Genomic DNA, 13,311 nt, shown 5'->3' on the forward strand with positions numbered 1-13,311 from the left:
GGTCAGTCCGCCAAGGGCCCATAGAGGATCAGCGCGGGCTGGGTGCTGTCGGCGCCTTCGAGGCTGTCGGCCAGTTCGCGAATCGTGCTGCGGGTGAACTGTTGTTCGGGCTTCGAGACCCCTTCGCACAGCATGGCGGGGGTTTCGGGGGGCATTCCGGCGCTGACCAGCCGGTCCACCATTTTCGAGAAGGTGCGCTTGCCCATGTAGACCGCCGTGGTGCAGGTCGGATCGGCGAGGGCAGCGAGGTTCAGTTGCTCTGGCAAGGCGCCGGTCACGTCGTGGCCGGTGACGAATTGCAGGCGGCGGGCGGTTTGGCGGCGGGTCAGCGGGATGCCCGTGCAGGCAGCCGCGGCCGAGGCGGTGGTGACTCCGGGGACGATTTCATAGGGGATACCGGCGGCGCGGAGGGCAGTGATTTCCTCTTCCAGACGGCCATAGATGCCGCTGTCGCCGGATTTCAAGCGGACGACCTTGATCCCTTGGGACGCGTAATCGACCAAGAGCTGGCTGACATGTTCCTGTTTGGGGCTGGGGCGGCCTGCGCGTTTGCCGACGCCGACGAGTTCGGCCTCGGGCTTGAGGTCTTCCAGAATGGGTGCCGCGCCGAGGTCGTCATAGAGGATCGCGTCGGCTTCTTTGATCAGGCGCGCGGCCTTGAGCGTGAGCAGTTCTGGATCGCCGGGGCCAGAGGAAACAAAGTAAACGTAGCCGCTCATGTGGCCTCCGAAATCAGGTGAAAGAAGGTGCCGGTCGCGTTGCCGCGCACCGAGCCGGTTTCGGGCACGTCGGCGCCGTTGGCATCGGTGACGCGGGCCAAGGGCGCGTCGGGCTGATCGAGAATGGTGGAATAGTGGAACTCGTGGCCGCGCAGGCGAGCGGCAGCGGAATAGCCGGGCATGGGGGCGGTCAGATCGGCCAGACGGTAGCCAAGGTGCATCTTGCGCTTTTCATAGCTGGTCACGAGGCCGAGGAGGCCGGCCATTTCGTGGCGCTCTCCGGCTTTGTCGATCAGGGCGGTGCCCATGGCCATGTAGCCGCCGCATTCGCCATGCACGGGACGCGTTTCCGCAAATGATTTCAGACCGTTGCGGAAGATTGTTGCAGCGGAGATTTTGCCTGCGTGCAGCTCGGGGTAGCCGCCGGGCAGCCATGCGACGTCGGCGGATGAATCGGGCGCTTCGTCGTTCAGGGGGCTGAACGGCAGGATCTCTGCGCCCGCTTTGCGCCATGCGGTCAGCTGGTGCGGGTAGACAAAGCTGAAGGCCGCGTCGCGGGCCAAGGCGATCCGCTGACCGGGGGGCGGACAGGGGTTCGGGTCAATCGCGGGGGGCGTGGTTTGCGCGGCGGCAGCGCGCAGGGCGTTCAGGTCCACATGCTCTGCCACAAAGGCCGCGGCGGCGTCGAGGATACGGGTGAGTTCGCTGTGCTCTTCGGCTTGGACGAGGCCAAGGTGCCGCTCGGGCATCTCGATCTCTTTCATCCGGGGCAGTGCGCCAAGGACGGGGATGCCGACTTGGCTCATACCCACGCGGACTAAGGCTTCGTGACGGGGCGAGGCGACGCGGTTCAGGACCACGCCCGCCAGCTGCACATCGGGGCGCATGGCGGCAAAGCCTGCGGCGACGGCGGCGGCCGATTGCGCTTGGCCCGAAACGTCGATGACCAGTACCACGGGCCAACCCATCAGGGCGGCCATGTCGGCGCTGGCACCGGTGCCGGTTTCGCCGGGGCTTGCCACGCCATCGAAGAGGCCCATTGACCCTTCGGCCAGCACAAGGTCAGCGCCATCGGCGGCTTGGACCAGATCGGCCAGCAACCCGCGCGGCATCGCCCATGAATCAAGGTTCACCGACACGCGGCCCGCCGCGGCGCTGTGGAACCCGGGGTCGATGTAGTCAGGGCCGCTTTTGAAGGGCTGGACCGTGACGCCCGCTTGGGTGAGCGCACGGCACAGGCCCAGCATCAGGGTCGTCTTGCCGGTGCCCGACGCGGGGGCAGAGATCAAAAGGCCCTTGGGCAGCATCACTCGGTCCCCTCTGGGAAGCGGGGATCGGTGCCGATGGGGCGGTAGCGGCGGTCGTAGTCGGCGGCATAGAGGCAGGATTCGTCGAAATCCGTGGCCCCAAGCGCGTGGCCGACCATGATCAGCGCGGTGCGGCCGCGCTCTCCTTCGGTGGCTTCGATGACGGTGTCGAGGGTAGCTTTGATGATCTTCTGGTCCGGCCACGTGGCGCGCCAAATGATCGCGACGGGGCAGTCGGAACCATAGGACGGGGACAGACGCGCGACGACCTCTTCTAGCACGTGGACCGACAGGTGCACGGCCAAGGTCGCGCCTGTTTTGGCGAAGTTTTCAAGGGTTTCGCCATCGGGCATGCTGGACGCGCGGCCCGAGGTGCGGGTCAGGACCAGCGATTGCACGACGCCCGGCAGGGTCAGTTCGGCGCCCAAGGCAGCGGCTGCGGCGGCAAAGGACGGCACGCCGGGGGTCACGTCATAGGGGATGCCCTCGGCGCGCAGGCGGCGCAGCTGTTCGCCCATGGCCGACCAGACCGACAGATCGCCCGAGTGCAGGCGGGCGATGTCCTGGCCCGCGTCGTGGGCGGCTTTGATCTCGGCGATGATGTTGTCCAGCGACATGGGGGCGGTGTTGATGATCCGCGCGCCTTCGGGGCAGTGGTCCAGCAGGGCCTCGGGTACCAGTGAACCTGCGTAGAGGCAGACAGGGCAAGACGCGATCAGGTCGCGGCCGCGCAGGGTGATCAGGTCGGCAGCGCCGGGGCCTGCGCCGATAAAGTGAACGGTCATGCGTCTGGTCCTTCAGCAATTGCGGCGGTGGCCATGCCATCGGTCGAAGTTACGCGGCGGTCTAGCAGATGCGCGTTCTCTCCGACAGCGGCAAGCGCGGCAGCTTCGGCCAAAGAGCCGGTGCCGTAGCGTTCCGCCACGCGGGGGGATTGGGTGATGGTGATTTCTTGGCTCAGCTCGTCCAAGGGGACGGCGATCAGGGGCACGCCGAGGATCTCGGCGAGTTCTGTGATCTGGGGCGCTTGAGCTTTGTCGGCGGCGGTGGCGATGGCGTCGACCGTGTGGCCGGTTTGGTTCAGCGCATCTTGGAGCGATGCGGTGGGGGCCTCGGCGCGGAAACCTATACCTGCGATTTTCATCGGGTGACGCTCCATTGCAGGATCGGGCGGGCGGCGTTCCAACCGCGCATCCGACCCAAGGGCGCTGTTTCCGAAAGCTCAGCGCGCAGCAGGTGCCCGCCCTTGGCCGCGTGCCAGTTCATCAGCAGGCATTCGGTTTCCAGCGTGACCGCGTTGGCGACGATGCGGGTGCCCTCGGGCAGGGTTTGCCACAGTTCCGTCAGCAATGTCGCGCTGTTGCCGCCGCCGATGAAGACCGCCTCGGGTTTGGCGTGGCCCTTTAGCGCCGCAGGGGCCGCGCCGTGGACTGTTTGCAGGCGGTGGGACAGGCCGAAACGTTCTGCATTCTGGCGAATGTTAGCGCAGCGGGTGTCTTTGGGCTCAAAGCTGGTGGCGGTGGCGTTCGGCGCGGCGAGGCACCATTCCAGCGCAATGGAGCCAGAGCCGCCGCCGATGTCCCACAGATGCTCGCCATAGCGCGGCGCGAGGGCCGAGAGGGTCAGGGCGCGGACGGGGCGCTTGGTCATTTGGCCGTCGGACAGGAACATCGAGTCGGGCAGGCCAGAGGCACGGGGCATCCCCTTGGACCCTGCGCAGTCGATGGCGACGGCGACGGGGGCTTGGATATCCTGAAGGGCGAAGTCTTGGGCGGTGGTCTGGCGCACGCGCTGGCGTTGGCCGCCGAGGCATTCCATGACGGTCAGTTCGGATGCGCCAAAGCCGGTCTCGGTCAGATAGCTGGCCAGTTTCGCGGGCGCATCGCCGTCGCGCACGGTGCAGATGGCGCGGACGCCGCGGCCCAAGGTGGGTGTCAGGCGTTCGAACGGTGCCGCATGAAGCCCGAAGCACAGTGTTTCTTCTAGCTTCCAACCTTGGGTATTTGCCGCCAAGCTGAAGGTGGAAGGAGTAGGCACGCTGATCCATTCGTCGGGATCGAGGTGGTTGGCGATAGACCCGCCTGCGCCGAACCAGAAGGGATCGCCCGAGGCCAGAATGACCACCTTTCGACCGCGCAGGGCCAGAACGGGGTCGATGCTGAACGGGATGGGCCATTCGTGGCCGCGCGCGCCAGCGCCGACGAGCGAAAGGTGGCGCGGGCCGCCAAAGATCGCCACTGCGCCCTGCAGCAATTTCCGGCTTGTCTCTGTCAGCCCATCCAGTCCATTTTCCCCCAGACCCAGAATGCTTAGCCAAGGTTCAGACATGACACGTATCCTTGTTCTCGGTGGAACGACCGAAGCCATGAAACTCGCCGCGACGCTGTCCGATTGGGGCGTGGATGCGGTGTTCAGTTATGCCGGCCGCACGAACAATCCGACCATGCCGCCGCTGCCCACGCGGATGGGCGGCTTTGGCGGGGTGCGGGGGCTGGTGCAGTACCTGCGGGACGAGGGGATCACCCATGTGGTTGATGCTACGCACCCCTTTGCCGCGCAGATGAGCAACAACGCGGTCGTCGCCTGCGAAGAGGCCGGGGTGGAGCTGTGTGCCTTGGAACGTGGCCCGTGGCGCAACAAACCCGGCGACAGTTGGAGCCATGTGGAGAATATGGCGGGCGCGGTTGCGGCGCTGCCCGAGAGCCCGCGCCGGATTTTTCTGGCCATTGGGCGCCAGTACCTGAGCGACTTTGCGGGCAAGCCCCAGCACTTCTACCTGCTGCGTCTGGTGGACGCGCCCGAGGGCGCGCTGCCCCTGCCGAACGCGGTGGCCGTGCAGGCGCGCGGACCGTTTACCGTGGCGGGCGACAAGGCCCTGCTGCAAGAGCACAAGATTGATCTGATCGTCGCCAAGAATTCGGGCGGCGTGGGTGCACGCGCCAAGCTGGATGCGGCGCGGGAATTGGGCATTCCGGTCATTCTGATCGACCGCCCCCATATCCCGACGCGTCCCATTATGCGGACCGTCACCGATGTGATGGACTGGCTTGATCATGCGCTCTCGGACGAGGTTGGCGCGTAACGCGGGGTGTAGACGTGGGGGCCGACGCGGCGTGTGTCGGCGTTCCCCACGATGACCACGGTGCGCATGTCAGCCATGTCTTCGGTCGCCTCTCCCAGCGGGACGGTCAGCAGTTTCTGCCCGTCCTTGGTCACGTCTTTACAGAACGAAATCAGAACGTTATCCCCCAGTTCTTCACGTAGAATGGTCAGGGCCTGACCGAACTGGAAGGGGCGCGATTTGCTGCGCGGATTGTAGAACGCCATGGCGAAACCGGCTTGGGCGGCAAGGCGCAGGCGGCGTTCGATCAGGCTCCACGGTTTCAGGTTATCCGACAGATTGATCGCCGCGAAATCGTGGCCCAAGGGCGCGCCGAGTTTCGAGGCTGCGGCCAGCATCGCGGTGATGCCTGGCAAAACGCGGATGTCCAAGTTGTGGTATTCGGGATGGTTTTCCAGCGCCTCGAACACGGCAGAGGCCATGGCGAAAACGCCCGGATCGCCGCTGCTGACCACGACCACATGGCGCCCCTCGGCGGCCATTTGCAGGGCGTGGGTGGCGCGGTCCACTTCGACGCGGTTGTCCGATCCGTGCAGGGTCAGCCCTTCGCGGGGTTCGACGCGGGCCACATAGGGGAAGTAGCCCACTATGTCGGTCGCAAAGTCCAGCGCGGCGCGCACTTCGGGGGTCACGAGGTCTTCGGCACCGGGGCCAAGGCCTGCGATAACGACGGAACCGGTCATGGGCGTCTCCCGTTGCCATGGACGATGGCGATGCTGAAATAGGGGACGGTGTCGCCCACCTCGGTCAGTTTCTGGACAGTCTGGTCGGGCATGGTGCCCCGTTCGACCAGCCACGCGTCCTGCAGTTTGCCAGCGGCTTCGAGGGCGCGTTTGACCTTGGGCAGGTTGCGGCCGATCTTCATGAACACCAGCGCGTCAGAGTCTTTGGCGCGGCGGGTCAGTTCGTCTTCGGGCAGGGTCGCCATGCAGACGGTCAGCACGTCGTCGCCCCACGTGATCGGCTGGCCCGTGGCGGTCCAGCAGCCGGACATACCGGTGATGGCGGGGATCACATCGATGTCGCAGCGTGGTTTAAGACGCGTGTATAAATGCATGAAACTGCCGTAGAAAAACGGATCACCTTCGCACAAAATAACTACGTCTTCGTCGGCGGTCAGGGCGCATAGCTTGTCTGCCCAGTCGTCATAGAATGCTGACAGCAGGCGGTTGTATTCGGGGTCGCTGAAGTGGATCTCGGTGGTGACCGGATACTCCATTGCGTGCTCGGTCACAGCCTCGGGCAACATGCCTTCGACGATGCGGCGGGCCTGACCCTGACGGCCTTCCTTGCGGAAATAAGCCACGTGGCGGGCGGTGCGGATCGTGCGATCCGACTTCACGCTCATGAGTTCGCGGTCGCCGGGGCCGAGGCCGACGCAGATGACCTTGCCCATCGTTATTCCTTCCAGCTGGCCAGCGCGTTCACGGCGGCCACGGTGATCGCAGAGCCCCCCAGACGCCCTTCGACGATCATCGAGGGGACCGGCAGGTCAGCCATCAGGGCGTCCTTGGATTCCCGCGCGCCGACAAAGCCCACGGGGCAGCCGATGATGGCCGCAGGGCGCGGGCAATCGGGGTCCTCGAGCATATTTAGCAGGTGGAACAGCGCAGTGGGCGCGTTGCCGATAGCAACCAAAGCGCCCTCAAGATGCGGGCGCCACAGTTCCACTGCTGCGGCCGAACGGGTGTTCTGCATTTCGGCGGCCAGTTCAGGAACCTGCGGGTCCTTGAGCGTGCAGATGATCGCGTTGTCCGCGGGCAGGCGCGGGCGGGTGATGCCCTCGGACACCATGCGGACGTCGCACAGGATCGGCGCACCGTTCGCTAGCGCAGCGCGGGCGGTTTCGGCCATGCCTTCGGAGAAGCGCACGTGTTCCTCTAGGCCCACAAAGCCGAGCGCGTGGATCATCCGCACTACAACGGATTCTTCATCCTTGTTGAAGCGGGCGAGGTTGGCCTCGGACCGGATGGTCGCAAAGCTTTCCTTGTAGATGGCGGCGCCGTTGGTCTCGTAAACGTGGGGCATTCAGGCTCTCTTGGTCGTCAGAAGGTCGGGATGGCGGATCAGCGCGTCGGATGCAAGGTCGGTCGCGGACCTGTTAGCGCTGGCTGTGCCATTGTGGATCAGGTCAAAGGTCTCAGGGGCCGTCGCTGTCAGTGTGATCGGCGCGGCGGAGGGGTGTGCGCAGCCCTTGGCGCAGCCGGACACGTGCAGCAGGTGCGGCGTGTGCGGGGCCAGTTGGCGGGCCAAGGAGCGCGTGTCGCTGAGGGCCTGCGGGCAGCCGGGCGCGCCGGTGCAGGCCACGACATTCAGGCGCGGATCGGTGGGATCGGTGATGAGCCCGTCGATGTCGGGCAATGTAGTCAGGTTCTCCAGCAGCAGCATCCGCCACGGAGTCAGGCGGATCGGGGCCAATTTCGCCAGCGAGGCGAGGGTGTGGGCCTGCATCTGCCCGAACTCGAGGCCGACGAGGGTGCCGTTGCTGGTCTGCCCGATCTGCGGGCTGTGCTGCGCGGGTTGCGCCGGAGCGGTTCGGTATTCGGCGGGCAGTTCGGTGGTTTTCAGGTGGCGGGCCATGCGGCCGCGTCCCTCGGGCGCGCCGCCAGAGGTCAGGAACCAGCGGGCGATCTCCAGCGCGGTTTCGGCGGCAGAGTCCACGGTGACGGGGATTCCCATGTCGCAGGTGTCTGCGCGAACGATCAGGCCGTTTTCGCCCCGCTCGATGCGGATATCGGCGCTGATATCGGTCATCACGGGCGTGTCGCTGCAATCCACCGCATAGCCGAACTTGCCCGGCGTGGCGGGGGCATCGTCGGATGACAGGGCCAGCATCAGCGCGCTCGCGATGCGCTGGCTGTCGTCTCCTGCGGTCCAATAGGGCGTCAGGACAATGTTGCGGCGGGTCTCGGTCGCGATGTCGCGGTCGATTACCCCGAGCATCCGCAGGCCGTCGATCAAGGGCGCGTAGGTGGCATCGGTGACGCCCCGGATCTGCAGGTTCGCGCGGTTCGATATGTCGATCAGCCCGTTCCCGTAGATCTGCGCCAGATCGGCAATTTGGGCGGCCTTGTCCTGCGCTAGACGGCTGAGGGGGGCACGAACGCGTACCACCAGACCGTCGCCCGACTGCATGGGGCGCAGGGCACCGGGGCACCAGCCTTGGATAATGGGGGCGCTCATGACAGGGCCTCCAGTTCGGCGATGATCGAGTTGCGGCGCGTGACCCAGAGGCCCGCGTCCATGAGGGCGCGGAAGCGGTCCTTGAGCGCCTGAAGGGCCTGCGGGTTGGCGTCCTCCATGAACTCGGTCAGGTCTTCGCGGCCCAAGGTGGCCTCGAAATACTGGTCGAACAGGTGGGGGCCGACGACCCCTGCCAGATGGGCAAAAGCGGCCATGTGGTCGAGGGTGGCGGCGATTTCAGCCGCGCCGCGGAAGCCGTGGTTCATCATGCCGTTGGCCCAATCGGGGTTGGCAGCGCGGGCGCGGACGGTGCGGGCGATTTCCTCGTTCAGGCTGCGTGCGCGGGGCCGGTCCGGTTGGGTCGCGTCCATGTGGTAGAGCGCGGGGGCCTGTTGGCCAAGGCGCTTCATGGCGGCGGCAAAACCGGCCTCGTGGGCGGCATAGTCGCTGGCCATCAGCACGTCGGTTTCCGGCAAGTCCTGCAGGTGAACAAAGCTGTCGGCGGTTTGCAGGCGGGTTTCCAGCGCTTCGCGGGCCTCGTGGACTTCGCCTTTGGCGTCGATCGCGTGGGAACTGGCGGCCAGCCATGCTTCGCCCGCGGCAGCGCGGGCTTCGTCGCTGTAGTCATCCAGCGCCGCGCCCATGTTCAGGCCGTATTGGCCCGGCTTGGGGCCAAAGACGCGGGGGGTGCGGGCGACGTAGGGGTTGTCTTCGGGAGCCTCTTCACGCTCGGCCAGTTTGTCGGCGGCACCTTCGAACATCTGGGCCAGGCCCGGGAATACATCGCGGAACAGGCCCGAGACGCGCAGGGTCACGTCGATGCGGGGACGGTTTAACAGGGCTAGCGGGATGATCTCGAACCCGCTGACGCGTTCGGAACCGTCGTCCCATTTCGGCGCGAGGCCCGCGAGGTGCAGGGCCATGGCGAATTCCTCGCCTGCGGTGCGCATGGTGGCACTGCCCCAGAGGTCGATCACCAAACCGCGCGGCCAGTCGCCGTGGTCCTGAAGGTGGCGGCGGAGCAGTTCCTCGGCCAGCTTGACGCCTTGGGCGTGGGCGGCGCGGGACGGGACCGAGCGTGGGTCGGTCGTGAACAGGTTCCGGCCCGTGGGCAGCACGTCCGAGCGGCCACGGTACGGGGAGCCAGAAGGACCAGCGGGGACGAAGCGACCGTTTAGCGCCGCATGGAGGCCCGCGTTCTCCTGCGCGCCGTAGTCGCCCGCGCCAAAGATATGCAGGCCCTCACCGTACTGGCTTTCCTTGATGTCGCAGACAAAGCGGTCGATGCGGGTGATGGCTTCGGCAGCGGAGGCGTCGTGCGGGATGCCAAGGTCCTCTTCGACGCCAGTGCCTTGGGCCTCGGCGCGGATGTCGGCAATCAGGCGGTCGCGGCGTGCGGGGTCAAGGCCGTCTGCGGTCGAGTATTCGTCCAATAGGTGTTCAAGCCGTCCCATGCCCTCGGGCAGTTTGGTCTGCGCCATGGGGGGCGGCAGGTGGCCGATAGTGACGGCAGCGATGCGGCGTTTGGCTTGGGCGGCCTCGCCCGGGTCGTTGACGATGAACGGGTAGATGACGGGCAGGTCGCGGATCAGCGCCTCGGGCCAGCAATCGCCAGACAGGGCGACGGATTTGCCCGGCAACCATTCCAGCGTGCCGTGGGCCCCGATGTGGACCAGCGCGTCGGATTGGGCGCGGAGCCAGAGGTAGAAGGCGACGTAGCTGTGGCGCGGAGTGCGGGACAGGTCGTGGTAGTCGTCGTCGCGGGTCTGGACGTCGCCGCGTTCGGGCTGGAGGGCGACCAGCGCATTCCCTGCGTCGATGGCGGGGAAATGGAACGCGCCATCGCGGAACAGCGGGTCGGTGTCGGGCGTGCCCCAAGCGGCGATCAGGTCCGCGCGCAGGGATTCGGGTAGGGTGTCTAGCGCTTGCTCATAGGCCGCGAGCGGATAGGTCAGGGTTTCAGCTGTCAGGCGTTGGCCGAGGTCCGTTTGGGGACGCACGGTGTGGCCGCTGGCGTTCAGGTCCGACAGGATTTGTTCGGCGCTGGCAAGAGCGTCCATCCCGACCGCGTGGGCGATCTGGTAGGTCTTGCCGGGATATGTCGACAGGACCAGCGCGATCCGTTTGTCTGCGGCGGGCAAGGTGGAGAGGCGGTGCCATGCCTGCACGCGGTCCGCCAGCGCGTCGATCCGCGTGGGGTCCGCGCGGTGTGCAAAGCGGGAATATTCGAGATCGGGGTCCTTCTTGCCCGGCTGTTTGAAGCTGGCGACACCGGCAAAGATGCGTCCGTCGACTTCGGGCAGGACCACGTGCATGGCAAGGTCGGCAGGAGACAGACCGCGGTCGGCGTCCTTCCAATCCTTTTTGCGGGCGGTGGACAGGGCGATCTGGAACACAGGGCAGCCGGCCGCATCAAGGGGCGACGGCTCGCCGTTGCGCCCTTGGGCCGAGAAGGCGGTCGCGTTGACGATGGCGGCGGGTTTCAGGGTGCTTATCTGGGTGCGCAGCCAGTCGGCGACAGCGGGGGCCTTGAGACTGCTGGCAAAGGCACCGATGGCTTGGAACCCGCGCTGTTCGAGCGCAGCGATCATGGCGTCGACGGGCGAAGTGTCGGCGGATGTCAGGTAAGAGCGGTAGAATGTGACCAAAGCCAGCGGGCGGTCGTCGCGCCGCGGATCGGTGACGACGCCTGTGTCGGGCAGATAGAACCCAGCATCCGGCACGGTTTTCGCGCCCATCACGGGGGCTGCATAAAGGCCAGCGGCCAGCGCCAGTTGCGCCAGCGCGGCTTGGGCCGCAACGGCGCCGCCAGCGTCGCACAGGTGCTGAAGACGGCGCAGTGTGGAAACGGGCAGGGTGCTGAGTTGGTCCAACCGGTCATCCTGACGCCCGTCGGCGGGCAGGACGGCCAGCGCAATCCCCTTGCGCCGCGCCAAGTCCTGAAGGGTCGCCAGACCGTAGGACCAGTAGCTTTCGCCGCCGATCAGACGGACCAGAATGCCCTTGGCCCCCTCGAGGGTTTGCTCGGCATAGACGTCCACGGACAGCGGATGTTTCAGCGCCACAAGGTTTGCCAGACGCACGGTCGGCAAGGACCCCTTGGCCCGATGGTAGCCCGCCGCGAAAGCGCCAAGGTCCGAGTCAGAGAACGACAGCACAATCAAGTCTGCGGGCGTTTGCCCCAGATCCATTGGTGTATCGCCCTGATCGAGCCCGTGGCTTTCGCGGAAGACAACATGCATGGGATCAGACGCCCAAAGCCGCTTTGATCGCGGTCTCGTCGATGTGGTCGTGTTCAGCGATTACCACCAGCAAGGACGCGCGGGGACGGTCGCCCCAAGGCTGGTCGTACTGCGCACGAATGCGCGTGCCCACCGCCTGCACCAGATAGCGCATGGGTTTGCCCTTGACCGCGACGTAGCCTTTGACACGCAAGATATTCTGGTCCTTTGCCATTTTCTCAATCGCATCTTGCAACGCCTGCACGTCCTCGACTTCGCCAAGATCGACCACGACGCTGTCGAAATCGTCATGTTCGTGATCATCGTGGCCGTCGTGGTGCGAGGGACGGTTGTGCAGGTCGTCCTCTGCCGCAGCCTCGAGGCCAAGGATCACGCGGGGATCAACCGCGCCATCGGTGATCGCGATGATCGGCAGCTTGCGGGGGGCTTCGGCCTCAACGACCTCTTTGGCCTTGGCAATGCCAGCCTCACCGGCCAGATCGGCCTTGGACAGCAGTACGATGTCGGCGCAGCTGATCTGGTCCTCGAAGACCTCAGACAGGGGCGTTTCGTGATCCAGGCTCTCGTCCGCCTCGCGCTGCGCTTGAACGGCGTCTAGATCGGGGGCGAATTGACCAGCAGCGACAGCCTCGGCATCGGCGACGGCAATCACGCCATCCACGGTGATGCGCGACTTGATCGCGGGCCAGTCGAACGCTTTGAGCAGGGGCTTGGGCAGAGCCAGACCCGAGGTCTCGATGATGATGTGCTCGGGCGTTTCAGGCAGGGCCATCAGCCGTTCGATGGTCGGGATGAAGTCATCGGCCACGGTGCAGCAGATGCAGCCGTTCGCAAGCTCCATGATGTTGTTTTCGGGGCAATTTTCATCGGCGCAAGATTTCAGGATGTCACCATCCACACCAGCGGTACCGAATTCGTTGACCAGAACGGCCAGACGCTTGCCCTGTGGGTTCTGCATCAGGTGACGGATCAACGTGGTTTTACCAGAGCCGAGAAAGCCGGTGATCACGGTCACGGGGATTTTAGACAGGTTAGACATGGTTACTCCTGCGGGGGAATGCGGGCGATGGATTGTTTGCGGAACGCCTGAGGGCGCTCGCGCCAAGGGACGATCCCGTCGGTGGTTTGGGCATATGCCCGCACGCCGGTCAGGATTTCCTCTACCTGCGTGTCGGGGTCCATGTCGCCGTAGACATAGGTCCAACGGGCGGGGCCTCCGGTCAGGGCAATCGAGCACCCGCGCGAACAGGCAGACAGGCATTCGGCGGGCTTCAGGCGGACGTTCTCGGGCAGGTCTGACCGGGTCAGGGTGTCATACAGGCGCGCGCCGGGGCGCGGCTCGTCCGCGACGGGCTCTCCGCCCGCGATGCGGCGGCAGGTGGTGCAGACGGTCAAGGTGACCTCGGCCATGGGTGCCTCCCTAAACTGGCTGGGAAAACGGGGGATCACTGGCCATCGGGCACGACGGTACGCGCCTGTCAAAGCCGGCCGCGACACACCCCGGTCGCCCGTACATTTCATCGTGCTGGCAGGTCTCCCGGCTTGCGGAGCCCGAGGGGGTCCTCGGCTGGCCCGATCCTTCCCGGCAAATGGATGCCAGTGGCAACGGGGCCTCTCCGGTCACGGTCGCGGGGGCGGCTGCGTTTCGGCTGCGATTTTGGTCGCAAAGCGGTAGCGCATTCCCTCTTCGCCTGTCATAGACAGGAACCAGCGCCGCCCACCTGAGGGAAGGCACCCCA

13 protein-coding genes and 1 riboswitch are annotated in these 13,311 nt (G+C 65.8%); of the genes, 1 reads left to right on the forward strand and 12 read right to left on the reverse strand.

Annotated features, from left to right (window positions below):
• Positions 1 to 2 precede the first annotated feature (2 nt).
• From cobA to cbiT, 5 genes are read right to left on the reverse strand one after another with little or no spacing between them, the layout of a single operon-like run.
• Positions 3 to 719 carry a uroporphyrinogen-III C-methyltransferase gene (gene cobA, locus AB9K37_RS11160; protein WP_369838496.1) on the reverse strand — a complete coding sequence of 239 codons (717 nt, stop codon included), beginning with the start codon at positions 717 to 719 and terminating at the stop codon, positions 3 to 5.
• Complete coding sequence (locus AB9K37_RS11165; protein ID WP_369838499.1) at positions 716 to 2,026, reverse strand: cobyrinate a,c-diamide synthase; 1,311 nt, start codon at positions 2,024 to 2,026, stop codon at positions 716 to 718. The genes cobA and AB9K37_RS11165 overlap by 4 nt, the downstream gene beginning before the upstream one ends.
• Positions 2,026 to 2,811, reverse strand: coding sequence for a precorrin-4 C(11)-methyltransferase (cobM, locus tag AB9K37_RS11170; RefSeq protein ID WP_369838501.1), 786 nt, complete (start codon positions 2,809 to 2,811; stop codon positions 2,026 to 2,028). Before cobM ends, AB9K37_RS11165 begins: the two co-directional genes overlap by 1 nt.
• The gene (locus tag AB9K37_RS11175) at positions 2,808 to 3,170 is read right to left on the reverse strand and encodes a cobalamin biosynthesis protein (protein WP_369838504.1); all 363 of its coding nucleotides are present in this window, start codon (positions 3,168 to 3,170) and stop codon (positions 2,808 to 2,810) included. Before AB9K37_RS11175 ends, cobM begins: the two co-directional genes overlap by 4 nt.
• Positions 3,167 to 4,354, reverse strand: coding sequence for a precorrin-6Y C5,15-methyltransferase (decarboxylating) subunit CbiT (cbiT, locus tag AB9K37_RS11180; protein ID WP_369838507.1), 1,188 nt, complete (start codon positions 4,352 to 4,354; stop codon positions 3,167 to 3,169). Before cbiT ends, AB9K37_RS11175 begins: the two co-directional genes overlap by 4 nt.
• On the opposite strand from cbiT, the gene AB9K37_RS11185 reads away from it, so the two are divergent.
• Positions 4,353 to 5,108 carry a cobalt-precorrin-6A reductase gene (locus AB9K37_RS11185; protein ID WP_369838510.1) on the forward strand — a complete coding sequence of 252 codons (756 nt, stop codon included), beginning with the start codon at positions 4,353 to 4,355 and terminating at the stop codon, positions 5,106 to 5,108. The two genes, cbiT and AB9K37_RS11185, sit on opposite strands and share 2 nt — an antisense overlap.
• Here the strand turns inward: AB9K37_RS11185 and cobJ are convergent.
• Genes cobJ through AB9K37_RS11220 form a run of 7 tightly spaced genes read right to left on the reverse strand, consistent with a single transcriptional unit; the run spans position 5,078 to position 12,982 of the window.
• Positions 5,078 to 5,830, reverse strand: coding sequence for a precorrin-3B C(17)-methyltransferase (gene cobJ / locus AB9K37_RS11190; RefSeq protein WP_369838512.1), 753 nt, complete (start codon positions 5,828 to 5,830; stop codon positions 5,078 to 5,080). The genes AB9K37_RS11185 and cobJ overlap by 31 nt on opposite strands.
• Positions 5,827 to 6,543: a precorrin-2 C(20)-methyltransferase gene (gene cobI / locus AB9K37_RS11195; RefSeq protein WP_369838515.1), complete on the reverse strand. Its 717-nt coding sequence runs from the start codon at positions 6,541 to 6,543 to the stop codon at positions 5,827 to 5,829. Before cobI ends, cobJ begins: the two co-directional genes overlap by 4 nt.
• A gap of 2 nt (positions 6,544 to 6,545) precedes the next feature.
• A complete protein-coding gene (locus AB9K37_RS11200; protein ID WP_369838518.1) occupies positions 6,546 to 7,175 on the reverse strand; it encodes a precorrin-8X methylmutase in 630 nt (209 codons plus the stop codon).
• The gene (cobG, locus tag AB9K37_RS11205) at positions 7,176 to 8,330 is read right to left on the reverse strand and encodes a precorrin-3B synthase (RefSeq protein ID WP_369838521.1); all 1,155 of its coding nucleotides are present in this window, start codon (positions 8,328 to 8,330) and stop codon (positions 7,176 to 7,178) included.
• On the reverse strand, positions 8,327 to 11,572 hold the full coding sequence (gene cobN, locus AB9K37_RS11210) for a cobaltochelatase subunit CobN (protein WP_369838524.1): 3,246 nt from the start codon (positions 11,570 to 11,572) through the stop codon (positions 8,327 to 8,329). The genes cobG and cobN overlap by 4 nt, the downstream gene beginning before the upstream one ends.
• A gap of 4 nt (positions 11,573 to 11,576) precedes the next feature.
• Entirely contained in the window at positions 11,577 to 12,611 is a 1,035-nt protein-coding gene (gene cobW / locus AB9K37_RS11215; protein WP_369838528.1) for a cobalamin biosynthesis protein CobW, read from the reverse strand.
• A gap of 2 nt (positions 12,612 to 12,613) precedes the next feature.
• Positions 12,614 to 12,982: a DUF1636 family protein gene (locus AB9K37_RS11220; RefSeq protein WP_369838530.1), complete on the reverse strand. Its 369-nt coding sequence runs from the start codon at positions 12,980 to 12,982 to the stop codon at positions 12,614 to 12,616.
• Between the two features lie 99 nt (positions 12,983 to 13,081).
• A riboswitch (cobalamin riboswitch) is annotated at positions 13,082 to 13,299 on the reverse strand.
• Positions 13,300 to 13,311 lie beyond the last annotated feature (12 nt).

The sequence above is a fragment of the Donghicola sp. XS_ASV15 genome (genome assembly GCF_041224595.1).
Classification (GTDB): Bacteria; Pseudomonadota; Alphaproteobacteria; order Rhodobacterales; family Rhodobacteraceae; genus Donghicola.